The sequence below is a fragment of the Micromonospora parathelypteridis genome, assembly GCF_014201145.1.
Lineage (GTDB): Bacteria > Actinomycetota > Actinomycetes > Mycobacteriales > Micromonosporaceae > Micromonospora > Micromonospora parathelypteridis.
The window spans coordinates 2,498,926-2,524,546 of sequence record NZ_JACHDP010000001.1 but is presented as its reverse complement, the minus strand read 5'-3'; the positions used below and the strand labels follow the sequence as shown (position 1 = coordinate 2,524,546).

The window sequence follows — 25,621 nt, the reverse complement described above, 5'->3', positions numbered from 1 at the left end:
TGTTCACCCGGCGGCTACACGGGGCAGTGTGGTTCTTCGACGACGGGGTGGCTGGGCAGGGCTAACCTGCCCATCATGACCAGCTCCACGGACCAGCGGTCCGCCCACATCGTCGACGTGCTCACCGAGGAGTTCGGCGCGTCGATGGCGACCGACCCGGCCGCCTTCCGCCGCAAGTTCCGCAAGATGGCGGCGTCCCCGTTCGCCTTCTACCGGGGCAGCGCCGCGCTGTTCTACGCCGACCAGCTCGGCGACTTCGCCGACGACCGGTTCAGCAACGAGCAGACCAGCCGGGTGTGGATCCACGGTGACCTGCACGCGGAGAACTTCGGCACCTACATGAACGCCTCCGGGCAGCTGGTGTTCAACGTCAACGACTTCGACGAGGCGTACGTCGGGCCGTTCACCTGGGACCTGCGTCGGCTCGCGGCCAGCGTGGCGCTGCTCGGCTACAGCAAGGCGCTCTCCGACACCTCGATCGGGGACCTGGTGGCGGGCTTCGCCCGGTCGTACCTGACCGAGCTGCGGGCGATCGCCGCCGGCGGTGACGACGCGATCGGCTCGATCACCCTGGAGAACGCCGACGGGGTGCTGCGCCGTGTGCTCCAGCAGGCTCGGCTCAACACCCGCGTCGACCTGCTCGCCGCGCAGACCACCATCGACAACTACGAGCGACGCTTCTCCGTCGGCGACGGGGTCTTCGAGATCGACGACGCCACGCGGGACAAGGTTCGCGCCGCTTTCCAGGACTACCTGGGCACCCTGCCCGTGGCGTCGAGCCAGCTCCGGCCGGTCGAGGCGCGGATCAAGGACGTCGTGTTGCGCAAGGGGGTGGGCATCGGCTCGGCCGGGCTGCCGTCGTACAACCTGCTGCTTGAGGGGCACACCCAGGCCCTGGAGAACGACGTCGTCATCTACATGAAGCAGGCGCAGGTGCCGGCTGTGGCGCGGTACGTCTCCGACGAGTCGGTCCGCGGCTACTTCCAGCACCAGGGGCACCGGACCGCCGAGTCGCAGCGGGCGTTGCAGGCGCACGCCGACCCGTGGCTGGGCTTCACCGAGTTGGACGGGGTCGGCCAGCTCGTCGCGGAGGTCTCCCCGTACGCCGCCGACCTGGACTGGTCGGACGTGAACGAGCCGGAGGAGCTGACCGGGGTTCTCGTCGACCTCGGCCGGGCGGTGGCCCGGATGCACTCGGTCGCCGACGACGAATCCAGCCACGACCTGGTGGACTACTCCACCGAGGAGGCGATCGTCGCCGCGGTGGACACCGACGAGTCGGGCTTCGTCGCCCACCTGGTGGACTTCGCGCACGCGTACGGGGTGCGCGCCCGCCAGGATCACCAGCTCTTCGTCGACCTGTTCCGCAACGGCCGTTTGCCGGGCATCTGATCGGGCGGGGTGTCGCTCAGGACGCGAACTCCAACACCACCTTGATGTCGTCCGGTCCGGAGGTGTACGCCTCGGCGTACGCCTCCACCGGCACCCGGCGGGTGATCAGCGAGCTGAGCCAGCCCTGGTCGGCGCGGGTGAGCGCCTCGACGGCGAAATCCCAGTGTCGGCGGTTGGCGTTGACCGAGCCGAACACCACGTTGTTCTCCAGGACCAGGGCCCGGTTGAGCGCCCCGGCGTCGAAGTCGATGCTCCGGCCGCCGCTGGACACCCCGGCCAGGCAGACGATGCCGGTTGGCCCCGCCTTGCACATGACGTCGAGGACCACCGTGGGTGCGCCGGTGCACTCGACCACCACGTCCGGTTCGAAGGGCAGATCGTTGACCGGCACCGCGTGGTAGGTGGCGCCGAGCGCGGCGACCAGCTCCGGCTTCGGGCCTTCGGTCGCCCGGTCCAACACGTGCACGGCGAGCCCGCGCTGGGTGGCGAGCAGTGCGGCCAGCAGCCCGATCGGCCCGGCCCCGGTCACCAGGACCGTCTGGGGCTGCCACTCGGCCCGGTGCCCGATCCGCTCGATGTGGTCCCAAGCCTTGGCGACGACGCTGGTCGGCTCTAGCAGCATGCCGACCCGCGACAACGCCGGGTCGAGCCGGACCGCGAAGCGCGGTTGGAGCCGCCAGCGGTCACGGGCGAAGCCTGGCAAGCCCTTGATGCCGTGCTCGGTGAACTGCCCGTTGCGGCACATGTCCCATTCGCCGACCGCGCAGTTGGAGCAGGGCACCGGGTCTGGATGCCGTACCACCCCGGCCACCAGGTCACCGGGTTGCAGGGTGCCGGTCGGGTCCTCCAGGACCCGGCCCAACGACTCGTGCCCGATGACCAGGCGGTCCGCGCCCGGCGGTGCCTCGCCGTACGCGCCGCTGATGATTTCGTGGTCGGTGCCGCAGATCCCCACCGCCAGAGCCTCGACCAGGATCGCGCCCTCCTCGGCAGCCGGCTCGGGTTGATCCTCGATGAGGCGCAGCGTATTGGCGACCCCGGGTGTCACAGTCACAGCGCGCACGCCCTCATCTTTCCCCGCCGCCGCCGACGCCGCGCCCAAAGCCGGCAGATCGTCAGGCATCGGCGGCGGACGGGCGCGGGCCGGGCTCGCACCGGCGGGACGTCCTAGGATCAGCGGCATGACTCCCGAAGAGGTCGGCGCTCGGCTGGTCGCGCTGCTCGCGCCGGTTGAGGCGACCCCGTCGGTCTCCGGCGGGCAACGGTTCGCCCGTGCCACCGTCGACGTGCCGGCGGAGAGCTGGCTGGCCGCCGTTCGTGCCGCCCGCGACGACACCACGCTGGCCTGCGATTTCTTCGACTGGCTCTCCGCTGTCGACGAGTTGACCGAGGGCTTCGACGTGGTGGCGCACCTCTGGTCGACACGGCTGCGACACGGCGTGCTGCTGCGTACCCGGCTGCCGCGCGACGCGCCCACGGTCGCCTCGGTGGTCGACGTCTACCCGGGTGCCGCCTGGCACGAGCGGGAGACACACGAGATGTTCGGCATCGACTTCGCCGGCCATGGGGAGCTGCTGCCGCTGTTGCTGCCGCCGGAGTTCGAGGGGCACCCGCTGCGCAAGGAGTTCGTGCTCGCCTCCCGGGTGGCCAAGCCGTGGCCGGGCGCGAAGGAGCCGGGCGAGTCCGAGGCCGGTGGTGGGCGTCGACCGATCCGCCCGCCGGGCGTTCCCGCTCCGGGGGAGTGGGGCACCACGCCCACGCCGGCCGGCGCCGGTGGCGTGGGGGAGGGTCCGCGTGGCGGCACCCCGGCCAGGCCGGCCGGTGAGCGTCCGGCGCGGCCCGCCCCGGGAGCCCGTCCGGCGCGTACTCCCCGGGCTGCGACGGCCGACGACGGCCCGGCGGTCCCGGTTGAGAGGTCCGCGCCCGCGGCCGAACAGCCGGCGCCCGGTCCGGTCGCGGACCAGCCGGCCCGCGACGGCCGCACCGACGACGACGGGGGTACGACCTGATGCCGCTCTGGGTGGAGCTGGTGCTGCGGGTGGGCGGCGTGTTGGTCGCGTTCCTCACCCTGCCGTTGCTGGTCGGCCAGGCCGAGCACAAGGTGATGGCGCACATGCAGGGCCGGCTCGGGCCGATGTACGCGGGCGGCTTCCACGGCTGGGCCCAGTTGGTCGCGGACGGGGTCAAGTTCGTGCAGAAGGAGGACGTGACCCCGCGCGAGGCGGACCGGGCGGTGTTCCGGCTGGCCCCGGCGGTGGCCCTGGTGCCCTACCTGCTGGTGCTGCTGGTCATTCCGCTCGGCCCGAACGACCTGGTCGGGCAACCATTGGACATCGGCCTGTTCTTCGTGCTGGCCGTGGTCGGTGTCGGGGTCGTGGCGGTGCTCATGTCGGCGTGGGCGTCGGCCAACAAGTACAGCCTGCTCGGTGGCTTGCGGGGGGCCGCCCAGTTGCTCGGCTACGAGCTGCCGTTGGTGCTGGCCGCCGCCTCGGTGGCGATGGCGGCGGGCACGCTCAGCCTCTCCGGCATCGTCGAGGCGTGGCAGCCGTGGTGGCTGCTCTGGCAGGCGCCCGCGATGATCATCTTCTTCGTCGCCGGGCTGGCCGAGATCCGTCGGCCGCCGTTCGACATGCCGGTGGCCGACTCGGAGCTGGTCTTCGGCTACATGACCGAGTACACGGGTCTGCGCTTCGCGTTCTTCCTGCTCGCCGAGTACGTCGGAATCGTGGTGATCGCCGCGCTGACCACGGTGTTGTTCCTCGGTGGGTGGCAGGGCCCGTTCGCCGACGATCAGCTGGGCTGGCTCTGGACGCTGCTCAAGATCTTCGCCGTGTCCTTCGTGATCATCTGGCTCCGGGTGTCCTACCCCCGCCTACGCGAGGACCAGCTCCAACGCCTCTGCTGGCTGGTACTGGTGCCCGCCTCCCTGGCGCAGCTCGTCCTCACCGCAGCCGTCCGCATCGCCCTGTAAGCCTGCAAGATCGCGCTCGATCCTGGATGTCGGGGCCTCCCGCGCCGCCAACACCACTACAACAAGGATCGAGCGCGATCTTGCGGTGCGAACTCGACCGCGGCTCAGCGCAGCGGAGTGTGTGCGGGGTCGACGGGCTCGGCCGGAGGCGGGGGCGGCGTGCCGTCGCCGAAGGGGCGGCCACCGAGGGCCTCCCGACCGTGCGGGGTGAGCCAGTTGGACAGGTCCGGGCCCAGCGGCACGATTCCGGTCGGGTTGATGTCGCGGTGCACCTCGTAGTAGTGCCGCTTGATGTGGTCGAAGTCGATGGTGTCGCCGAAGCCGGGGGTCTGGAACAGGTCCCGCGCGTACGCCCACAGCACCGGCATCTCGCTCAACTTCTGCCGGTTGCACTTGAAGTGACCGTGGTAGACGGGGTCGAAGCGGACCAGCGTGGTGAACAGCCGAACATCCGCCTCGGTGATGGTGTCGCCGACCAGGTAGCGCTGGTCCGTCAACCGCTCGGTCAACCAGTCCAGCCGGTCGAAGAGCCGGTGGTACGCCTTGTCGTACGCCTCCTGGCTGCCGGCGAACCCGCAGCGGTAGACGCCGTTGTTGACGTCCCGGAAGACCACGTCGTTGACCTCGTCGATCTGGGCCCGCAGGTGCTCGGGGTAGAGCTGCGGGGCACCGTCGCGGTGGTACGCGCCCCACTGCGTGGACAGGTCGAGGCTCATCTGCGCGTAGTCGTTGGTCACCACCTGCCCGGTCGGCACGTCGACGATCGCCGGGACGGTGATGCCGCGCTCGTAGCCGGGGAAGCGCTTGAAGTACGCCTCCTGGATGCGCTCGATGCCGAGCACCGGGTCCCGCCCGTCCGGGTCGAGATCGAAGGTCCAGCTCCGGGCGTCGTGGGTCGGGCCGGCCACCGCCATCGACATGGCGCCCTCCAGGCCGAGCAGCCGCCGCACGATGATCAGGCGGTTGGCCCACGGGCAGGCCCGACTCACCGCCAGCCGGTAACGGCCCGGCTCCACCGGGTACCCGTCGCGCCCGTCCTCGGTGATCCGAGTCGCGATGTACCGCTGGTCGCGGGTGAACTCGCCGCCTGGCTCGACGTACTTCCCGCCTGTTTGCTCGCCCACGTCATCCTCCGGTCCGTTGCCCTCTTCCGTCCCATCCTCGCGGATCTCCGGCCCGCTGGTGCACCGTGAGCCAACCTGGCCCCGTCGCCGGGGCCGCCGGCCCGGATACCCTGCCGGCATGACGGATGTGGAGGCCGCGGCCCGGCGTTTCATCGCGGACGTGTGGAACGCCCGCCGGGAGGAGTCGGCGTACGAGTTGATCGCCGAGGAGTGCCCGGGGCTGGGCGGCACCGGGCCGGAGGCGACGCTGGCCTGGCACCGGGAACGGCGGGCGGCCTTCCCGGACCTCCGCTACAAGATCGTGGACGTGGTCGCGGCCGGCGAGCGGGTGGCCGTGCACTGGCGGGCTGCCGGCACACACGTCGGACAGTTCGGGCCGGTGCCGCCGACCGGGCAGGTGGTCAGCTACTCCGGTGCGACGTTCCTGCGGTTCGACGCGGCCGGCCGGATCGTCGAGGTGTGGAGCTGCAACGAGCTGTTCCAACTGCTCCAACAGCTCGGCGTCGAGATGTTGCCCCCGACCGTCGTCAGCGGGCCCACCGGGGCGTGATCCAGCTGATCGGCAGGTAGCCGCCCTCTTCACGTACATCCTGGGGCCGTCCACCCACGGGTGGTGGTCGCGCGCGTCGAGGCCACAGGGCAGGATGGTCGACATGAGCGACCCGAGCGAGCACGGCGACCCGGCCGGCGCCACCAGCGCGCGTAGTCTGCCCGGCGCGGGTCTGGTGAAGGGGCTGGCGGTCACCCTCAAGACGATGACCAGCCGGTCGACCACCCAGCAGTACCCGGACGTGGCCCCCGACCTGCCGCCCCGCTCCCGCGGGGTGATCGCGTTGTCGGAGGAGAACTGCACGGTCTGCATGCTCTGCGCCCGGGAATGTCCGGACTGGTGCATCTACATCGACTCGCACAAGGAGGAGGTGGCGGTCCCCGGCGCCGCCCGCCCTCGCCAGCGCAACGTGCTCGACAAGTTCGACATCGACTTCTCGCTCTGCATGTACTGCGGTATCTGCATCGAGGTCTGCCCATTCGACGCGCTCTACTGGTCGCCGGAGTTCGAGTACGCCGAGTACGACATCAAGGACCTGCTGCACGACAAGGACCACCTCGGTCAGTGGATGGCCACCGTTCCGCCGCCGCCCGCACACGACCCCAACGGCGAGCCGGCCAAGGAGGAGACCGCCGCCGCGCGCAAGGCGTCCGCCGCGCGTCCGGCCCCTTCATCGGTACGCCCCGAGCCCGGCGCCGACCCAGGTCCGGCGTCGTGACGACCGCCCGACGAGTGCAGGCCCCAGCCGTGGGGGCGGCTCGGTGACCGGCGCGGACGTGCTGCTGCTCGCCCTCGGCGCGGTGGCGGTCGGTGCCGGCGTGCTGGTGGTGACGACGAAACACCTGGTCCGTGCAGGGCTCTATCTGGTGGTGTGTCTGGGCGCGCTGGCCGGTGACTTCCTGGTGCTCAGCGCCGAGCTGGTGGCCTGGGTGCAGGTGCTGATCTATGTGGGCGCGGTGGTGGTCCTGCTGCTGTTCGCGGTGATGCTGACCCGGGCCCCGATCGGCGCCTCCGACGACCTGGACCGGTCTGGCTGGCCGGCCGCCCTGATCGGTGGTGGCGCCGGGCTGGGGCTGACCGTCCTGCTCGTCGACGCGTACCGCTGGAGCACCGTCGCGCTGCCCCGAGCGGGCACCGCCGAGCGGCTGGGAGAGCAGATCTTCCAATCCTGGGTGCTGCCGTTCGAGGTGCTCTCGGTGCTGCTGCTGTCCGCCCTGGTGGGCGCGATCGTGCTGTCCCGGCCGGACATCGGCCGACCCGGCCCAGTCGGGGACGCCGCCGCCGAGCGGCCCGGGATCGACGTCAAGACCGGGGGTCGCCGGTGAGGCCGGTCATCCCGTACGTCACCGCGGCGCTGCTGTTCGGCCTCGGCGTGTTCGGCGTGCTGCGCCGACGCAACGCGGTGCTGGTGCTGATGTCAGTCGAGCTGATGCTCAACGCGGTCAACCTGATCCTGGTCACCGCGGACACCACCGCCCGCGCGGTGTTGCCGCACTCCGGGCAGGTCTTCGCGCTGTTCGTCATCGTCCTCGCCGCCGCCGAGATCGGGGTGGGGCTGGCGATCGTCCTGCAGCTCTACCGGCTGCGGGCCACCGTGGCGGTGGATGACGTGCCACTGACCGAGCCGGCTCATCCCGTCGGCGGGCGCGAGCCGGCCGTCCTGGACACGGAGGCGGGCCGGTGACCGGGCTGCTCGGGGCGCTGCTGCCCGCCGTCCCGCTGGTCGCCGGCCTGGTCGGTCTGCTGTTGCCGCCGGCCCCGCGGCACCCGAGCGCGGGTGCGACCGGTGGTGACCGGGCCCGACGGTTGGCCATCGCGCTCGGCGTCATCGGCGCGGCCGGCGCGCTGGCGCTGGCCGTGGCGCTCCTGCTGACGGTCGACGGGCCGACGGAGACGTCGACCACCTGGGTCGACGTCGGCGGGCTGATGGTGACGCTCGGCGTACGGCTGGACGGCGCCGCCGCGCTGGTCGCGGTGGCGGTCACCGCGGTCGCCCTGGCCGTGCAGGTCTACTCGATCGGCTACCTGCGGCGCGGTCCGCACGACGACGTGGACGTCGACCACCGCTACCCGCCGTACGCCGCTCAGATCAGCCTCTTCACCGGTGCCATGCTGCTGGTGGTGGTCGCCGGTGACCTGATCATGCTGCTGGTCGGCTGGGAGGTGATGGGCCTCTGCTCGTACCTGCTCATCGCCCACGACCGCCGACTGCCCGGCGCTCCGGCCGCCGCGATGAAGGCGTTCCTGGTGACCCGGGTCGGTGACGTCGGGTTCCTGCTCGGCATCGCGTTGCTCGGCGTGTCGACGGGCAGCTTCCGGATCGCCGACGTGCTCGCCCATGACCACTCCGGTGCGACGTTGACCGCCGCCGGCCTGCTGTTGCTCGCCGGGGTGGCCGGCAAGAGCGCGCAGTTCCCGCTGCACACCTGGCTGCCGGACGCGATGGCCGGCCCGACGCCGATCTCCGCGCTGATCCACGCGGCGACGATGGTCGCCGCCGGGGTGTACGCGGTGGCGCGGCTCTACCCGCTGTTCACGGCCGCGCCGGTCACGCTGACCGTGCTGGGGGTGCTCGGCGCGATCACACTGCTGCTCGGCGCGCTCGCCGCCACCGCACAGGACGACATCAAGCGGGTGCTGGCCTGGTCGACCGTGTCCCAGTTGGGCTACATGACGGGCGCACTGGCGGTCGGCTCGCCGTCGGCGGCGCTGTTCCACCTGCTCACCCACGCCGCGTTCAAGGCGTTGCTGTTCCTCGCCGCCGGCGCGGTGATCCACGCGGTCGGTACCACCCTGATGTCCGAGATGGGCGGGCTGCGGCGAAGCATGCCGGTGACGTTCTGGTGCACCGTGGTGGGCCTGGGCGCGCTGGCGGGGGTGCCGCCGTTGGCCGGCTTCTGGAGCAAGGACGGCGTACTCACGGTGGCGGAGTCGGCCGCGCTGGAGGGCACCGGCCCGGCACCGTCCTGGGTGGGCTGGCTGGTGTGGCTGGCCGGCTTGGTCGGTGTGGCGGTCACCGCCTGGTACGCCGGTCGGCTGCTGCTGCGCGCCTTCTTCGGCGCGCCACGCCTGCCGCTGGTCCGGCCGCACGATCCGCCGGCGTTGCTGCGCTGGCCGGTGCTGCTGCTGGCCGTGCCGGCCGCGCTGCTCGGTCTGGCCGGGTTCGTCGGGGCGTTCGCCGACCGCCTGCGGTTCGCCACCGTCCCGGTGGCGGGCTCCGAGGACGGCCTGGTCCACCTCGGGTCCGGGGTGCTGCTGCCGTTGGCGTTGCTGCTGGTCGGCGCGGCGCTGGTAACGCTGGGTTGGCGTCGGAACCGGGCCGCCGACCCGGCCGCCGCGCTGGGTCCGCTGCGGCCGGTCTTCGCCCGCGCGTTCCGGCTCGACGACGTCCAGCACACCCTTGTCGTACGCCCCGTCCGCGCGCTGGCCCGCGCCACACGCGCCGGCGACGAGGTGGTGGTGGACGGTGCCGTCGAGGGCAGCGGGCGGGCCGCGTCCGGCCTTGGTGCGGGGCTGGCCGCGCTGCACCGGGCGGCGCTGCCCCGGGCCGCCGCCAGCGTGCTGGCCGGCGCGCTGCTGATCGGTTTGGCAGCCGCCGTATTTGGAGTTATCCAATGACGTTTGGGCAGGTATTGCTGGTCGCCGTTCTGGCGGTGCCGGCGCTCGGCGCGGTCGCGGTGGCGGCGACGCCCCGGGATCGGGCGGCTCGGCTGGTCGGCACGGTAGCGGCGGCGCTGACCCTGTTGGCCGCGGTGCCGCTGGTGTTCGAGGGGCGGGGCTGGTTCGCCTGGTCGGCGGACGCGCCGGCGGTGCGCCCGTGGCACCAACTGGACCTGCCCTGGGTGCCGGGCCTGGAGTTGCGTTTCCATCTCGGCGTCGATGGCATCTCCTGGCCGCTGGTGGTGTTGACCGCGCTGCTCACGCTGCTCTGCTGCGCGTACACGATGTGGCGGGTTCCGGACGGCGGCAGTGGCCGGGCGTTGGTCGCGCTGCTGCTGGTGGTCGAGGTGGGCATCCTGGGCACCTTCCTCGCCCTGGATCTGGTGCTGTTCTTCCTCTTCTTCGAGGTCGTCCTGCTGCCGATGTACGCGATCATCGCCGGCTGGGGTGGCGCGGACCGGCGTCGGGCGGCCCGCAAGTTCGCGCTCTACACCCTGTTCGGCTCGGTGTTGCTGTTGGTCGGCGTGTACGTCGTGGTGGCCGCCGCCGGCACCGCCGACGTGGTGGCGTTGACCGGCGGTGCCGGAATGTCCCGGGGTACCCAACTGGCCGCGTTCACCCTGCTCGCGTTGGCGTTCGCGGTGAAGAGCCCGCTGTGGCCGCTGCACTCCTGGCTGCCCGACGCGCACACCCAGGCCCCCACGGTGGGCAGTGTCGTGCTGGCCGGGGTGCTGCTGAAGATGGGCACCTACGGTCTGATCCGGGTGGCGGTGGGGGTGGCGCCGGAGGGCGCCCGCTGGGCGTCGCCGGTGCTCGGCGTGCTGGCCGTCGCCGCGATCCTGATCGGTTCGCTGGTCTGCCTGGCCCAGTCCGACGTGAAGCGGCTTATCGCGTACTCGAGCGTGGGGCACATGGGCTTCGTGCTGCTGGGTGTCGCCACGTTGACCACCATCGGCATCCAGGCGGCGTTGATCGGCAACATCGCGCACGGGGTGATCACCGGCCTGCTGTTCTTCCTCGCCGGGGCGGTGAAGGACCGCACCGGCACGGGCACTCTCGCCGAGCTGTCCGGGCTGCGGGAGACCGCGCCCCGGTTGGCTGGTCTGCTCGCGTTCGCGGCGATCGCTTCGCTCGGCCTGCCCGGCCTGGCCGGTTTCTGGGGCGAGGCGTTCGCGGTGATCGCGGCCGTTCAGGTGGGCGGCCCACTCTGGACCACCCTCGGGGTGCTGGCCGCGGTCGGCGGAGCGCTCACCGCGGCGTACTTCCTGCGGCTGCTGCGCCAGGTCACCCACAACCGGCCAAGCCCCGCCGTCGGGCCCGTCGGCCCTGGTCTGGCCGGTGCGGAGCTGACCGCGTGGGTGCCGTTGGTGCTGCTCGCGTTGGCCATCGGGCTGGCCCCGGCGCTCGTCCTCGGCGTCGCCGAGGCCCCCGTCGACGCCCTGATTGGGGTGGTCTTCCCATGACTGGCGTGCAGAGCGTGGACAACGTCGCGCTGTTGCCGGCCTACCTGGCCGCCGGCACCGCCGTGCTCGTGCTCCTCACCGACCTGCTCCTGGCCCGGCCACGGGCCACGATCGTGGTGGCGGCGCTCGGCGCGCTCGGCACCGCCGTCGGTGCCGTCCTGGTCGGCGTGGGCGGGGAGCGGCGGACGTTCTGCGTCGGCGCCGACTGCTCCTGGATCTTCGGAGGCCGGGCCGCGCTGGTTGCCACGGTGGTGGCGCTGCTCACCCTGGGCGTGCTCGGGCTCTCCGTGCCGGCGCTGCTCGCCGGGCGGTCGCCGGTGGGGGAGTACGTCTTCCTGCTGGCCTGCTCGATGACCGGCGGTGTGGTGCTCGGCGCGGCCGGCGACCTGATCACCCTGATCGTCGCCCTGGAGACGCTGACGCTGCCGCTGTACGTGTTGGTCGGTCTGCGCCGGGGCAGCCTCGCCAGTGCCGAGGCGGCACTGACGTTCTTCGTGGTCAGCGTGGTGGCGACCACGCTGACCCTGCTCGGCGCCGCGCTGCTGTACGCGGTGACCGGTGGGCTGCACCTGGACCGGCTCAGCACATTGCTCGCCGAGCGGCCAGAGCTGCGGGACCTGCCGCTGACCACCGCCGCGGTGGCGGTGCTGCTGGTCGGGCTGGCCTTCAAGGTGGCGGCGGTGCCGTTCCACGCCTGGGCGCCGGCCACCTACGACGGCGCGCCGCTGCCGGTGGCCGCGTACCTGTCCACGGCGTCGAAGCTGGGCGGCCTGGTCGCTCTGCTCGCCGTGGTGCAGCGGGCGCTGCCGGCGGATCAGACCGGCCCGGTGCTCGCCCTGCTCGCGGTGCTCACCATGACCGTCGGCAACCTCGTCGCCCTGCGCCAGCGGCGTACCGTCCGGCTGCTCGCCTGGTCGTCCGTCGCGCAGGCCGGTTACATCCTCGCCCCGCTGGGCGCTCTGGCGCTGGCTGCCGGCCGCACGGACGAGGCACGGGCCGCCGCGTACGCCGCCGCGGTGGCGTACGCCGTCTTCTTCGTGGTGTTGGAGCTGGCCGCGTTCGCCGGGGTGACCGCGCTGCGCCCGGCGGGCGCGGATGGCGGCACGGTGGACGACCTGCGCGGGGCGGCCCGTCGGCACCCGTGGCGGGCCGCCGCGCTCGGGCTCGCGCTGGTGGGTCTGGCGGGCCTGCCCCCGGGGCTGGCCGGCCTGTTCGCGAAGGTGACCGTGGTGCGGGCGTTGCTGGACGGCGGGGCGGCCTGGCTGGCGCTGGTGGTGGCGCTGAACGCGGTGATCGGGCTGGCCTACTACCTGCGGGTGACCGCCGCGCTCTGGACGCCCACGCCCCTCGCCGCCCCGAATGGCGGCGGCGCTGCGGCCGTACCCCTGGTGGGTGTGGTGGCTGTGGTGCTGGCGGTGGCGACGGTGGCCGCCGTGGTGCTCGGCGTCGCCCCGCAGTTGGTGCTCGACCTGGCCGGCCGCTGACCACACCTGATCTGCGACTCCAGTCTCAGTGAACTCTCAGCGTTGAGACGGATGGTTGGTGGGTACCGGGTTGTTACACCGGTCAGCGGATCCCGGCGATCCGTGCACCGAAGGAGAGATCGTGCACCACAACCGTCTGAAGACCGCCGCGCTGCTCGGCCTGCTCTCCGCACTGATTCTCGCGGTGGGCTACGGGTTCGGCGGCAGTGGCGGCCTGGTCATCGCCGTCCTTATCTCGTTGGTCATGAACGGCGTTTCCTACTTCTACTCCGACAAGCTCGCACTGCGCTCGATGAGGGCGCAACCGGTCACCGAGGCACAGTTCCCCGAGCTGTACCGGATGGTGCGCGAGTTGGCGACCGACGCCCGCCAACCGATGCCACGGCTCTACGTCAGCCCGACCGCGCAGCCCAACGCGTTCGCCACGGGTCGTAACCCGCAGCACGCAGCGGTCTGCGTAACCCAGGGCATCACCGAGATCCTCGACTACCGCGAGCTGCGCGGTGTGATCGGGCACGAGCTGTCACACGTCTACAACAGGGACATCCTGATCTCCAGCGTGGCGGCAGGTCTGGCCAGCATCATCACCCTGCTGGCGAACCTCGCCTTCTTCATCCCGCTGGGCGGTGGGGACGACGAGGACAGGCCCAACCCGGCCGTGCTGCTGCTGACCCTGATCCTCGGCCCGATCGCGGCCACCGTGATCCAGTTGGCGATCAGCCGGAGCCGCGAGTTCCAGGCGGATGCCTCGGGCGCCGAGTTGAGCCGTGACCCGCTGGCCCTGGCCAGCGCACTTCGCAAGATCGATGCGGTGGCTCGACGTCGGCCGTTGCCGGCCCAGGGCCAGCTCACCAGCACCGCGCACCTCATGATCGCCAACCCGTTCCGGGGCGGCGGCATGGCCGCGCTCTTCTCCACCCACCCGAAGATGGAGGACCGCGTCGCCCGGCTGGAGCAGATGGCCGCCAACTCGGGGCCGGTGCAGTTCCAACGCTGACCCGCTGAATTTACGCCTCCGCCCGTACCCGGTCACACCGGGTGCGGGCGGAGTGCTGTGCCGGGGCAGATATCCGGTATCAGCCGACACGTCGGTGGCGTTAGGGTCGTAACGGCTCTCGCTCATTACATCCCCAGGAGGTTCACGGTGGCCGCGCTGCGTCAGTACCTGGGTGTCTGGCGGATTCCCGGCGCGCCGATGTTGCTGGTCCTCGGCATCATCGGGCGGCTCGGGATCGGCATGACCCCGCTGGCGCTGCTCCTGGTCGTCGAGCAGGTGACCGGGCGATACTCGCTGGCCGCCATCGCGGGCGGGATCTACGCCGTCGCCGGCGCCGCGCTCAGCCCGGTGGCCGGGCGGATCGCCGACCGGGTCGGCCCGAGCCCCGTCCTGCTGGTCACCGCTGTGGCCCACCCGCTGGCACTCATCGGCCTGCTGCTGGCCAGCCGCTCGGGCGACGACGCCCTCGCTGCCATCTACGTCGCCTCAGCCGTGGCCGGTGCCACGTACCCGCCGCTCACCGCCGCCATCCGTGGCGCCTGGAACGACCTGACCGGCCCCAACTCCGGCCGGTACCCCCTGCGCAACACCGCCCTGGCCGCCGAGACCTCGCTGTTCGAAATCGTCTTCGTGCTCGGCCCCCTGCTCGTGGCCGGCTTCGTCCTGTTCGCCGACGCGGCGGCCGCGCTGATCGGTGCGGCCGTGGTCACCCTCGTCGGCACGACCGCCGTGGCCCTCGGCCGGGTCATGCGCGGCTGGCGTCCGCACGCGCGGGAGCACCACGCCCGAGGGCTCGGCCCGCTGCGGGTCGCCGGCTTCCCGGCCCTGCTGGTCTGCGTGGCCGGCCTGGGCATCGCGTTCGGCGCCGCCGGGGTGATCGTCCCGGCGTACGCGAGCGGCCACACCACCGACGACCCGGAGAGCCTGGCCGGCCTCCTGCTCGCGGTCTGGGGGATCGGCAGCGCCATCGGCGGGTTCTGGTTCGGCGTTCGCAAACCAGCACTGAACATGACCCGCCAGTTCGCCCTGCTACTCGCCGCCCTGGCCGGCACCTTCGTGGTGTTCGCGGTGATGCCCACCCCGCTGGCGCTGGGTGTCGCGTTGGTCTTCGGTGGGGCCACCATCGCGCCCGCGCTGACCCTGGAGAACACCCTGGTCGGCCGGATCGCACCCACCGGCATGCTGAACGAGGCGTACACCTGGGTCGTCACCGTGGCGGTGGCGGCGAGCGCCGCCGGCGGCTCGGTGGCCGGCCTGATCGTCGATCACGCCGGTGGCGTCCGGTGGGCGTTCCTGTTCGCCGGGGCGGCGGTCGCCGTCGGGGCCGCGGTCGCCGCGTCGCCCACCGGGTCCATCGCCCGTGCCGAAAACACGGCGGTACGCACCGAAGAGCCGCTCACCGTCTGACCTGAGCCGTTGCTCCTGCCGCCGACGGACAGCAGACTGAACGCCGCGGAGAGGAGAAATTCGTGGCCAAGGTCCTCTATTCGGCGACGGCGTCGCTCGACGGCTACATCGCCGGCCCAGGCGGCGACATGTCGTGGCTGACCGAGCACCTCGGCGGCGACAATCCGACGGCGGAGCGCCTGCTCGACAACGTCGGGGCGATCCTGGCCGGCAACGGCACCTTCGGCGGCGACGACCCGAACCGCGGCACCGACAGCGAAGGCGCATTCGGTGGTCAGTACCACGGGCCGGTCTTCGTACTCACCCACCGGCCGCCGGCCGAGCCACCCCCGGACATCACGTTCGTCGGTGACCTGCACACCGCCGTCGCGCAGGCCAAGGAGGCCGCCGGGGACAAGTACGTGAACGTCCTCGGCGCGAACGTCGCCAAGCAGTGCATTCAAGCCGGGCTGCTCGACGAGATCCTCATGTTCTTCGCCCCGGTGCTGCTCGGCGACGGGGTGCGCATGTTCGACCACCCGGGCGGCACCAACGTGCGGTTGGCGCCGCTACCCGGCGAGACCGCACACTGGTACACCGTCGTCTACTGAGCCGCTACCGGTAGTTGTTGAACTGGTGGACGACCAGGTTGACGGTGATCGGAGCACCGCCGGGCATCTCCCACGGCAGTGTTAGCGGCACCCTCCAGGTGACCAGTAAGGGCTGTCCCCACCAACGCGGGCAACGGGATGTCTCGTGTCTTGCGACCCTTGGGCAGCGCGGAGACGAGCCGGCTACCCACAATCTTCAACTGACGGACGACATGCAGGGTGCCCCGAAGGAGGTCGATGTCTTCCACGGCCAGGGCTGGAACGATCGATGTCTGCTGAGGGTCCAGGCCACCTTCGCTGATGTCCGTGCCTCACCGGTCTGGGACTGCGCGCGTTGCCGAGGAGCGGGGCGATTGGGACCGAGCGACCGCGGTGGTCGGTGCTGCTGCGGAGTGCTACGGCACCGACTACGAGCGCCACAACGCATACCCCTGCAAGCTCAAGGGCGCTACGCGGCGCAGGCGACGGCCCTACCGTCCGTGACCGCGGATCCCCTGCGACCGTCGGGCAGGAGTCGTGGGCAGGCCGATGGCCTGCCCTCAGGTTCCTCCGGCCCGATGGTGGGAAGGCGCAGTCGTGCGCATCGACATAAACGAGCCAAGGGCTGCCGAACGGTTCTGGGAAGGGCTGCGAGAGGTAGCTGCTGCTGCTTCGCGGCATCGGGATCCAGAGCTGTACAAGTCGATCGTCAAGATCGGCAGGTCCGCGCTATCCCAAGGTGTGGAGCTAGTGCCATCGAGCGGACTCTTTCTCCAGTGCCCCGTTTGTAGCGTCTCGCCCGGCCAGCGCTGTATTAGCGTGCCCAGACACCCTCTACAAGACGACATTCTCCATCCGGCTCGTCTGGAGCTGGCTGAGAAGGCGCTCAAGGGAGAGATCCCTCTTCCTGTTCCACTCCGCTAGCTGTCTCCCAGGCCGTCGCCAGGCCGTCGGAGGTCGGTCAAAGCCAACCAACGATGACCCTTGGCGACGACGAGTGCACAGGTAGCACAGGGCGACCCAGACGAGGACCTGCGCCGCAGCCAGCGGCTTACCTGTAGTTGTTGAACTGGAGGGCGACGCCGAAGTCCTCGCCCTTGAGCAGCGAGATGACCGCCTGGAGATCGTCCCTCTTCTTGCCGGTGACCCGCAGCTGGTCGCCCTGGATCTGCGCCTGCACGCCCTTGGGGCCCTCGTCGCGGATCTTCTTGCTGATCGCCTTGGCCTTGTCCGTCTCGATGCCCTGGATCACCTTGCAGTCGATCTTGAAGATCTTGCCGGACGGGCGCGGCTCGCCGGCGTCCAACGACTTCAGCGAGATGTTCCGCTTGACCAACTTCTCCTTGAACACGTCCAGCGCGGCGCGAACCCGCTCCTCGGTCTCCGCCTGAAGGCCGATCGCCTCCTCACCAGACCAGGAGATCTCCGCGCCGGTGCCGCGAAAGTCGAACCGCGTCGCGAGCTCCTTCTCCGCCTGCCGGAGGGCGTTGTCGACCTCCTGGCGGTCAACCTTGCTCACGATGTCGAACGACGGGTTTGCTGCCATGTTTCTGCTCCTGCTGTCCGGCGGTCTGGGCCTGCCGTCGGCCACCGACCAGCGGCACGACCCCCTGACCGTACCCGGTTGCGCCGGTACCGGGGGGAGCCGCTATTCTTGCTTCCGCCGCCGCGTTGCGACGCGGTGGGGTGCCCTGGCGGGTTGCCCGAGCGGCCAATGGGAGCGGACTGTAAATCCGTCGCGAAAGCTTCAGAGGTTCGAATCCTCTACCCGCCACCAGGTGCAGACACGGCCCCTGATCAGCAGAGATGCTGGTCAGGGGTCGTCGTCGTTGATCTAGCCGAGTCCGGCTGAGTCCAGCCGTTGACGACTCGTTGTGGGCAGATCGTGGGCAGGTTGATCTTGCCGCCGAGGGGCCCTTCTAGGGCTGTGAACGCTGCGGCTGGTGTCTTGGGGTCCTCGCCTGGCGGAGTCCGTGCCTGTGGCGATCGGCTGAGGGGTCTGCGCGGTGATGTGTCGCCGGCTGCGGGGAGGCCGGGGGCAAGCCAGTCCCGGGGTTGGACTGGCGCGGCAGTCGGAAGCCCTGATCGTCGACGAAGCCGACCGGTTCGGCTTCCGTACCGCCTGGCTGTGATCGTGCTGCCGCAAGGATCAGCAGACTTGGGGCGGCGGGCCGGCGGCAGTCGGTGGCTTCCCGCCCCGGCGCCGGAGGCGGCCGGGGCGGCTTGCCGCCGGCCGGGTTACCGCCCCGCGTCGCGCGGAGCGCGGCGCCTTGATCCAGAACAGAAGAAATCGGCAGCAGCGTAGGACGGAGGGCATATTAGGGACAGCCTGGATCGGCGGGTGACGGCGTCGTCGCCTACGGCTTCTGCAACCCCTGGACCGGAGGACCGTCTCGCGCTGCTCCTCTACGGTGCCGATCTTCCTGATGGCGGCCGCAGTGAGCAGGTCAACCTCCTCACGCTGGTCAGCTTGCCGACAGCGAAGGCCTGAACGCATACGAGCGGCCGTTGCTGAACTCTTACCACTGGCGACATTGCGAGCAAGACCTATAGTTCTGCTGTGGACGGTATTTGGGGCACGGTGCCGGCATGGGTCTCCGCTGTCGGTTCGACGATTGCCCTGCTGATTAGCCTCAGGCTTCTAGCCAACACACTGGCTCAGCGTTCGGAGGAAATTGAAGAACACCGCCGCCAGCAGGCTAGCCTGGTTTCGGCTTGGGTTCCAACGGGTGGGCTCCGCGTCGTCCGCGTACGTAATAGCTCTGACGCGGCCGTCTACCACTGCTTCGTGGTCTATCAAGCAATCCCCTCTGGTACCGGGCCGAGGAGGGGAAGGTACGTGGAACTTCCTGTGGGAGCGTTGCCGCCGAAAGAGGTCACCGACGTCGAAATTCCCCTGGTCGTAGGGTCGGCCTGGTCGCTCAAGGGAATACAATTTGAGGATTCGATCGGGCGGGTTTGGATTAGACGTGAACGCACGGGTCTCGAGCTAGAGTTTGACCCGCTGGCCCGACGATCCTTTCCGAAAAGACTCTGGTTCAGCCTCGGCAAGCTCTTGCCCTTCTTTCGTCGACGGCCAGTCCGCATCCCTAATCCGAATGAAGAACTGGAGACGAGGTGGAGTCGATTGTAGGGCGCTGCCGGCGTAGAGCCGATGTTCTGGGCTAGCCGTTAAGCGGAAAGCCCTTACTACCCAAGCTCCCTGACACTTGCGCGTCTAGCCACCCAGATGTCGCACAAACCTCGGCGGGCTTCCGGACTTGGGCTCGAGAGGGCTGAGGTTTGAACGTCGCTTCGAGGCTTTGCAAGGCCAAGCCTGGTCGGAGCCGGTCATAGACACGATCCCGCGTCGTCCCGCAACCCGACGAACGAGTGCGATTTACCACGGTCGTGCCGCGCTGATCCCCCGCCGTCGTCCGGATACTTGGTCGTCCGCAGCGCCAACTCGGTGTCGTCTATCCGACATCGCCGCATGTGAGGGAGCCCGGCAAAGTGGCCCTAATGAAGAAGCCTGCTGCCACAACCCGGAACCTACTCATCGGCTGCATCGCTCTGAGCATCACAGGTGTGGCCCTCAGCATGTCTGCCATCGTCGGTAATCGAGTTGTCGACTGGGGGTCATTTCCGGACTGGCTTGGTGGTATAGGCACAACGACGGCTACAGTCCTGTTCGCGCTGGGTTGGCAGCGAGAGGCATGGCTTCGCAGGCGGGATCACGAGCGGCAGGCCGTCATGGCTATCCGACAACTGTTGCTGGACATTGAACACCTGTACGTCGTGGAGCGAGATGAGAACCATTCCCTCACCGCCGACGGTCGCAATACAGAGAGTCGTCTCCTCCGGGAGATCCAGGCCCACACTGCGGCCGCGCCAACGCCGCTACGTGAGCGTCTGTACCAGCTCACGAGGTTCTACAGCAGGAGTGCCATCAACAACTTCGAAGGGGACCGCGACTGGCTCATCGCCCATAACTGCAATCGGTACGGTCTCGCTCTTGTCGCGGCCTACGTGCAAGGTAACCCGCCTCCCGCACCGCCCAGCTTCGTTGCGGCCTACGAGGCAGCTCTAGCCGACGAAGAGGCGATCCTTGAGGATATCGACCGCGAGAAGCGTGAGGAGCGGGAGCGGCGTAGAAAAAGCTCCGGCGCCGAGGCGGCGCAGGTGCCCGGTGAAGAAAATCCGCAGAGCGATCCGAGCTAAGGCACTCTCCCGCCCTCGTTAGCCCGGACTCGCCGGAATCATTGCCGGCACTGATACCGATACCGTCTACCGAGCCACGGCAAACCTTGGGCTTGAGAGGCTCGGCCACGGACCTTCAACCGGGCCTCTCAAGCCGCTGATGCTGAATGCGTTGGAGGCTAGCGAACTTCCTCAGAAACGCTCACCGAACCCTGGCTGTCGACTTCGAACAGAACGAAGTCGCCGTCCTCGGCCTCCGTATCTTGAGCAGCGCCCATTGCTTGCCCAGCCTTGACTGCGTCGACCCTGGCAAGGAAATCTTTGTGCGCGCGCTTTGTCAGGTCCAAGAGCCCATGCCAGGTTTGTCGGTTGATCCTTGGGTCCGACTCCAATGAGGATTTAGCCATCGAGCCAAGCTTATCGACGTGATCTACCACGAAGGTGAGGCGTCGGAACGGGAACTGATTCCCCAATTCTGGATTGCCGTCAAGAAAGTTGTTAAGAGCCTGAAGATAATCCGTACCACGCTCGTACTCGCCATTGGTCAAGTGATATTCGAGCCGTTTGATCTCCACGATCCAGAGGGTGCCGGACTCATTCAGCATGACGAAATCGGGCTCCTTCCGCTTGTTGTCGATTGCGGAGGTCACGATTTCTTCGCCAAAGTTCTTGAAGTACCACGCCTCGAAACTCGCACGGACGCGCTTCAGCGACTCATTCATGCCGAGTGGCGTCCATTCTGGGGCAAGGATCCATGGGGCCTGCTCGATCAACTCTTGCAGCGGCCGCTCGAGGGTGGCGGGGTCAGCAACCAGTTGCTCAAGTTTCGCTATCACTTCTAAGCGCTTATCGGCAACTTGTCCGAGCGAATACATCTCGGCAAGTCGTGCACGATGAAATAGGGCCATGACGGCGTCGACTGTCGTAGCAGTTGTTTCTGCTACCTCCCTGAGCGTCCCTAGCAGAGTTCGGTGCGGACCGATAGCAATCGCCAGGTCGGCTATTCGGTCGACATGCTCTTGGTCTTCGAGCGCCTCCGGATCCACATCCTTTACTAGCAGTTTTGCGGCCTCCGTGACGGACTCCCGAAGCTCTGGCTCGTTCGTTGAGGAACTCCCCAGTTTCTTATCAAGCTCGGCCTTCTTCTGGAACTCCTTCCACTTCTCCTTGCGCATCGCCTCGTCAGCACGCTTGGCGAGTTCCTTAACTACGAGTTGGCCCCAGAGCTTCAGGGCCTCACCCTGGTCAGAGGCCCAGATGATGTCCTGTCGGTCTGAACGGACAAGATCGTCCTCCTGGTCGAGCCATTCGGCGTGAATCTCTCCGACTAGGTAAGACCGCATCTTGAATTCACCGGTGAAGCCAGAGTTAATATCAAAGTCCCGCGTCTGCGCAACGATCTTACCGCGCGCATAGACACGAACCCCCGCCATGGCGGGGTCCTTATACGGCTTCCGTGCGTACGCTACGAAACCGGTCACGGGGAGGTAGGTGTCTCCATATGGAACAGGGCGATCTGAAAGTTCAATCTTCGTGTCTTCAAGATAGTCAATCTTAAGCGTTCCCAATTCGAAAGACTGGTCGCTTTGCAAAGAATTTTGGATCGTTACTTTCCAATCCTCTCGCGTCAAACCGAAGCGAGCGCAGAGCTGACGGTCCAATTCTTCACGGCTAGGGACGCGTTTGCGGAAAAAGTCGCGAAGCTTGATCGTAGTACCATGGTTCGGTGTGTATGTCCCATCGAGCTCGCCTGGCTCCGGGTTGTATTCGGCGTCAGTGTCGGCCAACATCTCACCGAGTCGCATAACGATGTGCGAAACGCGGTAGCCCTTCGCTGTTGCGTCGCCCCCAGCGGTAATTACCTCCACCGTCTCGCAAATACCGAATGGGGCAAGCTTGCCGATCCCCTTACGCCCCATCACTGGCCGTAACTTGTCACGAGATTTGTCACTGCCAGTCCGCTTGCGGCGGTCGGCTCCGACGGATAAGTAGTACTGGTTTAGCTCTTCTGCCGTCATGCCATGACCATCGTCATCGATCGTTATCTCGTGCATGGTCACGACAGGCTGGGCGTCTTCAAACGCAACAAGTGCCGTTTGAGCGGAGGGTATGGGCGAATTAGTAACAGGATCTTGAGCCGGTTGTATAACCTGAGCCGCGTCCGCCGGCCCCGTCTTCGAGCTGCCCGCGCTAAGGAAGACCCCCCACGGGAGAATGATCTCAACTTTCTCGGCGTCAGCATCATAGGAGTTGGCAATGAGCTCCGCCAAAACAGCCGTGACTCGGTCGTACAGTTTGATGCCCAGCTTGTCGATCGTCAGGCGACTGATCTTCATCGTGTATTTGTGCTTCGGCGGCTGGCCATCACCCGGTTGCCTCATCGCTGGCACGCCCGACGCGGCGACCTCACCCACCTGATCTGAGGTTCCCCCACCCGCTGGCACTGTCGGCTCCTGCATCTCCTGCACGTCACCCTCCATCGTGTAGACCAGCATCGTGACCCAGGAGAACCTTGAGCGCTACCCCCCTGTAGACCAGGTTGTCACGGAATGTCACCGTCGCGGCCATCACCATTGATCATGTAGCATGCCTTCGTGGATCACCTGACGTGCATCGACCTGTTTGCTGGAGCAGGCGGTGCCACGGAAGGGTTACGTGCTGCGGGCTTTGCCGTCATCGGGGCAGTGGAGAACGACGCCGCAGCCGCGGCCTCGTACCGGCTCAACCAACCGGCCACGAAGCTGTGGGAGCAGGACATCCGGACGCTGGCTGCTAGCCAGTTGCGACGAGATTTGGGGCTCGAACCCGGTCAGCTAACTCTCCTAAAGGCTTGTCCGCCATGTCAGGGCTTTTCGACCCTCGCGCACGGCGGAGAGACGGCAAATAACAGCGAGCGTAACGACCTCGTCCTAGACGTCATACGATTCATTAGATCCCTGCGCCCGTCTGCGGTCCTGCTAGAGAATGTGCCGGGGCTCGAGCGGGACGTGCGATTCAGTCGGATGAAGGAAGCGCTTGCCTCGTTGGGCTACTCGTTTGTCTCCTTCAAGCTGGATGCCGCAATGGTCGGTGTGCCGCAGCGGCGGCGACGCCTTATCATGGTGGCGGTCCGAGGTCGACGTGGCCACTTGCCTGGCACTCTCCCTGAGCTACTGGGTGAGTGGTTTGCGCAAGCACCCAAGACGGCAAAAGAAGCGTTAGACGAGCTCCGCCACAAAGCCGCTCCCGACGACGCTCTGAACAAGCATCGCCGCCACTCGCCCAAAGTTGCTGCTCGTATTGCTGCCGTGCCCGTTGGTGGTAACCGTTTTGATCTGCCGCCGGAGCACCAGTTGGCCTGCCACATCAATCTGAGGAAAAGAAACGCGACTGCCTCTTATGGGCGGGTTCGGTTGGACGCTCCTGCTCCAACGATGACGACTAGGTGCGTCACGCCTGCCTGCGGCTCTTTCATTCACCCGACTGAACACCGTGGCCTGACTCTTCGCGAAGCGGCCGCATTTCAGACGTTCCCTTCGAACTATCGCTTTGTAGGGGACTTCGGTTCCATTGAACGGCAGATTGGTAATGCTGTTCCTGTGCGGATGGCGCAAGCACTCGGTGCGGCGGTCCTAGCGATTCTTCAAAACCGTCAGAAAGGCCGCTCTCGGCTAAGGGGGGGCCGCTGACCCTAACGGCATCTCATCTGCCGTCGACTCGCCCTTCTTGGGAGCGGGCCGGCTCTCGGTCCACCACGTCAAGATGGCTTGACGCAAGTTCGGACGCAGGCGGGTCGGGGGGTGGTCTGCTCGGCTTGCCGGATCGAGGGTAGGCGGGATGGCTTCCGCAACCACCCACGGACAACAGCCCGCCGATGGAGGTTGCGACCACTGTGGAGCCTGAGCACCCCGGCCGGAGACGCAGTAGGCGTAGCCCCGCGATCACCGAAAGTTCGCCGACGCGACCGTCGTACGCTTCCCTACGCCGCGCGGTGCTGGCCGCGCGGCTCGGCCGGCTTGCGGCCGTAGCTTCCGTGCCGGCCGCCGGGCATTTTTTCGTAGCCGAGTCGGAGCGGCGGACGCGCGCCTAGGCGGTGGCGCGCGCGGACCGCCTAGGGCCGCCTTTAGGACGTATCGAAGGTGCGGGCTGGTCTATCGCTCTGTCTGAAGCAGTCGGTAGGTTCTGACGACTGTTCCGACTGCTCCGTTTGTTCGAGTAAGGCGCTGTTGTTCCATCAGGGCCGTGCCCACCTCGACAGCGAATAGGGCTGCAAGCTCTGCGTCAGCGGCGACGTGGCGCTGTTGCGTTTCCGTCTCGGAACCCTCGTCTGGCCCACGCTCGTGCCGGCGGGGGGTCGCATAGGTTCCTCGGCCGTGTTCGGTGGTCACCAAGCCCGCCTCGCGCAACGCGGCTATCGCCTGACGCACCGTGCCACGCGCTGCCTGGAATTGGGCGGTGAGCGCGCTCTCAGCCGGCAAGAGGGCTCCGGGCGGGATGAAGCCGCTCTCGATGCGCGCTTTCAACTCGTCGGCGATGACGCGGTAGCGGGGCTGTCCGTAGTGCGGGGTGGGCACCTGCTCACCGTACCTGGCACTTGTCTTACCAAGTGCCAACCAAGTGACCCGTTTCGACGTCTAGACAACTCGTCCACTTGTAGATACGTTTCCTGATGTGCGGCTGGGGTGACGGCTCGTGTCAGGGGTGGCCTCGCGCCGGCCCTGGTCGCACCTGATGCGCGGCGTCCTGTCGGACCGGTTGCGGTAGCCGCGCCTACAAGTTGGCTCGGCGATACCCGGCCCGTCCGGCGTCGGACGGTGCGCCGTGCCTTCATCCGGGCCGGTGGCCGGCTGCATTCCCCCGTGGCCGGCCACCGGTCCCCGTCTACCTGTGGAGGTGCGATGTCTGGTTCTCATCGCCGGAGCCGCTGGTTCTCGTCCTGGCGGCTCTGGAGACGACCATCCGCCATGAGTGCTAGCAGCAATCAGCCGCCGGGTCCACGCACGGCTTCTGGGACGATCTCGCCGCGGTGGTCCACCGGGGCAACCCGTGAGTTGCCCGTGCTCCGGCTTGCGCCGCTGATGACCCGGGCGCAGCTCCACCGAGGCAACGGCGGGCGGTGGCCGCGGTGAGCCGTACGAACAAGCCATCTAAGGTCACGAGCCACCCGGACTGGTGCGACCCGGAACGCTGCGGCTACCTCGTGCCGCCGGTGATGGCACACATGGCCCGCCGTCATCGCGGCCCGATGCAGCGAGTTGGCGACGGCCGTGCGGCCGGCCTGGTCGTCACGTACCTCATCGGTGCTGAGGCTTTGGATGGTGCCCTGGTCGGTGTTCACGTGACCTGCCGTAGCGGGATCGCCTGGGCCGAGTTGTCGTTGCTACAGGCGATCGAACTGGCCGAGCAACTTGGCGCCCTGGTGAAGCAGGTACTCGGAGAGCCGAAGGCCGACGATGAGTGAAGGCGTCCCACTCACAGGGGACCAACCGCCGTCGTCGACCGCTGCGGTCGTGTGCCCGGTGTGGTGTCGGGGCTGCGGACCGAACGATCCGATGCACCGAGGGCTCCTCGCCACGATCGGACGGGAGCGCAGCGGGTGGGTCTCTGTTCAACTGCTCGTGGACCGCTTTGCCCGGCGGGACCTGGCCGTGAAGCTCGATGTGACTCGTTACGGCGCGACGCAGACCGCGCTTCTGTCCGGCGCGCAGGTGGACCGGCTCATTGACGAGCTGACGCACGCCCGCCTGGAGATGCTGACCCCGGCTGATGGAGGCGAGCAGGCGGGGGAGACGCGGTGAACACCAACAGACGTCCGGGTGTGGCTGTACCTCGTACCCCCGGATCAC

General features: G+C 68.3%; 22 protein-coding genes, 1 tRNA gene and 1 pseudogene. 19 read left to right on the top strand and 5 right to left on the bottom strand.

The window, feature by feature from the left end; genetic code table 11:
• The first annotated feature begins 75 nt into the window (after positions 1-75).
• Complete coding sequence (locus tag HNR20_RS11135) at positions 76-1,392, top strand: DUF2252 domain-containing protein (protein ID WP_184178807.1); 1,317 nt, start codon at positions 76-78, stop codon at positions 1,390-1,392.
• Between the two features lie 16 nt (positions 1,393-1,408).
• On the opposite strand, the gene HNR20_RS11130 is transcribed toward HNR20_RS11135, so the two are convergent.
• The gene (locus HNR20_RS11130; RefSeq protein ID WP_184178806.1) at positions 1,409-2,455 is read right to left on the bottom strand and encodes a glucose 1-dehydrogenase; all 1,047 of its coding nucleotides are present in this window, start codon (positions 2,453-2,455) and stop codon (positions 1,409-1,411) included.
• Between the two features lie 118 nt (positions 2,456-2,573).
• Here HNR20_RS11130 and HNR20_RS11125 point away from each other — a divergent pair.
• Positions 2,574-3,170: pseudogene (locus HNR20_RS11125) on the top strand (NADH-quinone oxidoreductase subunit C); the annotation flags it as partial.
• Positions 3,171-3,400: 230 nt separating this feature from the next.
• On the top strand, positions 3,401-4,363 hold the full coding sequence (locus tag HNR20_RS11120) for a complex I subunit 1/NuoH family protein (protein ID WP_184178804.1): 963 nt from the start codon (positions 3,401-3,403) through the stop codon (positions 4,361-4,363).
• A 104-nt stretch (positions 4,364-4,467) separates the two neighbouring features.
• Here the strand turns inward: HNR20_RS11120 and HNR20_RS11115 are convergent, their stop codons facing one another.
• Positions 4,468-5,532: a glutathione S-transferase family protein gene (locus HNR20_RS11115; protein ID WP_373291028.1), complete on the bottom strand. Its 1,065-nt coding sequence runs from the start codon at positions 5,530-5,532 to the stop codon at positions 4,468-4,470.
• 73 nt (positions 5,533-5,605) lie between these two features.
• Here HNR20_RS11115 and HNR20_RS11110 point away from each other — a divergent pair, with 73 nt between their 5' ends.
• The 11 genes from HNR20_RS11110 to HNR20_RS32975 all read left to right on the top strand — a co-directional run bounded on the left by HNR20_RS11110 (position 5,606) and on the right by HNR20_RS32975 (position 16,541).
• Positions 5,606-6,037, top strand: coding sequence for an ester cyclase (locus HNR20_RS11110; RefSeq protein ID WP_184178802.1), 432 nt, complete (start codon positions 5,606-5,608; stop codon positions 6,035-6,037).
• 94 nt (positions 6,038-6,131) lie between these two features.
• On the top strand, positions 6,132-6,755 hold the full coding sequence (locus tag HNR20_RS11105; RefSeq protein WP_184178800.1) for a NuoI/complex I 23 kDa subunit family protein: 624 nt from the start codon (positions 6,132-6,134) through the stop codon (positions 6,753-6,755).
• A 43-nt stretch (positions 6,756-6,798) separates the two neighbouring features.
• Positions 6,799-7,362, top strand: coding sequence for an NADH-quinone oxidoreductase subunit J family protein (locus tag HNR20_RS11100; protein WP_184178798.1), 564 nt, complete (start codon positions 6,799-6,801; stop codon positions 7,360-7,362).
• Complete coding sequence (nuoK, locus tag HNR20_RS11095; protein ID WP_184178796.1) at positions 7,359-7,721, top strand: NADH-quinone oxidoreductase subunit NuoK; 363 nt, start codon at positions 7,359-7,361, stop codon at positions 7,719-7,721. The genes HNR20_RS11100 and nuoK overlap by 4 nt, the downstream gene beginning before the upstream one ends.
• On the top strand, positions 7,718-9,655 hold the full coding sequence (locus tag HNR20_RS11090; RefSeq protein ID WP_184178794.1) for an NADH-quinone oxidoreductase subunit 5 family protein: 1,938 nt from the start codon (positions 7,718-7,720) through the stop codon (positions 9,653-9,655). The genes nuoK and HNR20_RS11090 overlap by 4 nt, the downstream gene beginning before the upstream one ends.
• A complete protein-coding gene (locus HNR20_RS11085) occupies positions 9,652-11,160 on the top strand; it encodes a complex I subunit 4 family protein (protein ID WP_184178792.1) in 1,509 nt (502 codons plus the stop codon). Before HNR20_RS11090 ends, HNR20_RS11085 begins: the two co-directional genes overlap by 4 nt.
• On the top strand, positions 11,157-12,644 hold the full coding sequence (locus HNR20_RS11080; RefSeq protein ID WP_184178790.1) for an NADH-quinone oxidoreductase subunit N: 1,488 nt from the start codon (positions 11,157-11,159) through the stop codon (positions 12,642-12,644). The genes HNR20_RS11085 and HNR20_RS11080 overlap by 4 nt, the downstream gene beginning before the upstream one ends.
• A 121-nt stretch (positions 12,645-12,765) precedes the next feature.
• A complete protein-coding gene (htpX, locus tag HNR20_RS11075) occupies positions 12,766-13,641 on the top strand; it encodes a zinc metalloprotease HtpX (protein ID WP_184178788.1) in 876 nt (291 codons plus the stop codon).
• A 147-nt stretch (positions 13,642-13,788) separates the two neighbouring features.
• Positions 13,789-15,048 carry an MFS transporter gene (locus tag HNR20_RS11070; RefSeq protein ID WP_184178786.1) on the top strand — a complete coding sequence of 420 codons (1,260 nt, stop codon included), beginning with the start codon at positions 13,789-13,791 and terminating at the stop codon, positions 15,046-15,048.
• A gap of 62 nt (positions 15,049-15,110) precedes the next feature.
• Positions 15,111-15,638, top strand: a complete 528-nt coding sequence (locus tag HNR20_RS11065; protein WP_184178784.1) for a dihydrofolate reductase family protein — start codon at positions 15,111-15,113, stop codon at positions 15,636-15,638.
• A 528-nt stretch (positions 15,639-16,166) separates the two neighbouring features.
• Positions 16,167-16,541 (top strand): zinc finger domain-containing protein, encoded by a 375-nt coding sequence (locus HNR20_RS32975; protein WP_444543403.1) that lies wholly within the window; start codon positions 16,167-16,169, stop codon positions 16,539-16,541.
• 127 nt (positions 16,542-16,668) lie between these two features.
• Here the strand turns inward: HNR20_RS32975 and HNR20_RS11060 are convergent, their stop codons facing one another.
• The gene (locus HNR20_RS11060) at positions 16,669-17,163 is read right to left on the bottom strand and encodes a YajQ family cyclic di-GMP-binding protein (protein ID WP_124774541.1); all 495 of its coding nucleotides are present in this window, start codon (positions 17,161-17,163) and stop codon (positions 16,669-16,671) included.
• A 147-nt stretch (positions 17,164-17,310) separates the two neighbouring features.
• Here HNR20_RS11060 and HNR20_RS11055 point away from each other — a divergent pair.
• Together HNR20_RS11055 and HNR20_RS11050 are read left to right on the top strand one after the other, a co-directional pair.
• A tRNA-Tyr gene (locus HNR20_RS11055) sits at positions 17,311-17,394 on the top strand.
• Between the two features lie 1,724 nt (positions 17,395-19,118).
• Positions 19,119-19,817, top strand: coding sequence for a hypothetical protein (locus HNR20_RS11050; RefSeq protein WP_184178782.1), 699 nt, complete (start codon positions 19,119-19,121; stop codon positions 19,815-19,817).
• Positions 19,818-19,975: 158 nt separating this feature from the next.
• Here HNR20_RS11050 and HNR20_RS11045 read toward each other — a convergent pair whose 3' ends face one another.
• Complete coding sequence (locus tag HNR20_RS11045) at positions 19,976-22,291, bottom strand: ATP-binding protein (RefSeq protein ID WP_184178780.1); 2,316 nt, start codon at positions 22,289-22,291, stop codon at positions 19,976-19,978.
• Positions 22,292-22,390: 99 nt separating this feature from the next.
• On the opposite strand from HNR20_RS11045, the gene HNR20_RS11040 reads away from it, so the two are divergent.
• Complete coding sequence (locus HNR20_RS11040) at positions 22,391-23,464, top strand: DNA cytosine methyltransferase (protein WP_184178778.1); 1,074 nt, start codon at positions 22,391-22,393, stop codon at positions 23,462-23,464.
• Positions 23,465-23,926: 462 nt separating this feature from the next.
• Here HNR20_RS11040 and HNR20_RS11035 read toward each other — a convergent pair whose 3' ends face one another.
• The gene (locus HNR20_RS11035) at positions 23,927-24,349 is read right to left on the bottom strand and encodes a GntR family transcriptional regulator (RefSeq protein ID WP_184178776.1); all 423 of its coding nucleotides are present in this window, start codon (positions 24,347-24,349) and stop codon (positions 23,927-23,929) included.
• Between the two features lie 542 nt (positions 24,350-24,891).
• Here HNR20_RS11035 and HNR20_RS32255 point away from each other — a divergent pair.
• Complete coding sequence (locus HNR20_RS32255; protein WP_229687083.1) at positions 24,892-25,236, top strand: hypothetical protein; 345 nt, start codon at positions 24,892-24,894, stop codon at positions 25,234-25,236.
• Between the two features lie 187 nt (positions 25,237-25,423).
• On the top strand, positions 25,424-25,573 hold the full coding sequence (locus tag HNR20_RS32250) for a hypothetical protein (protein WP_229687082.1): 150 nt from the start codon (positions 25,424-25,426) through the stop codon (positions 25,571-25,573).
• The last annotated feature ends 48 nt before the right edge of the window (positions 25,574-25,621 follow it).